The organism is Archangium violaceum Cb vi76, assembly GCF_000733295.1.
GTDB classification, from domain to species: domain Bacteria; phylum Myxococcota; class Myxococcia; order Myxococcales; family Myxococcaceae; genus Archangium; species Archangium violaceum.
On sequence record NZ_JPMI01000185.1, the window covers coordinates 1 to 399 of the forward strand.

1 protein-coding gene is annotated in these 399 nt (G+C 69.7%); it reads left to right on the top strand.

All coding sequences use genetic code 11. The annotated features are described in order from the left end of the window. A partial coding sequence (locus tag Q664_RS59335) for a hypothetical protein (RefSeq protein WP_043401468.1) occupies positions 1-399 on the top strand: 399 nt, incomplete at both ends.

Here is a 399-nt window from a genome sequence, read left to right on the forward strand (position 1 = left end):
GAATGAGTCCGCCTTCGCCTCCTACCTGCCTTACTGGTGGGTGGGGGACGGGGCCATCGCCCTGGTGGACGGCACCCTCGTTCGCGGCTTCCGCCTTCGCCCTCTCTCCGTCCTCACCCTGCCCAATGCCGAGCGCAACGCGCTGGCTACCTTCTGCCGCTCCGCCCTCAACGCGCTGCCCATCGGCTACCAGCTCCAGGTCCTCCGCCAGTCACGTCCGGTGAGCGAGGGCTACTTCCGCACCTACGCGGAGCTGTCGGCCGCCGAGAACCCCATCCTCCGCGAGCAGCGGGCCCAGTCCGCGGCCTTCCTGCGCGGCCAGCAGCTGCGCGTCTTCGACTTCTACGTGTTCCTCTCGAAGCCACGCGCCTTCGGCCCCCTCGGGCGTGGCAGCCTCTT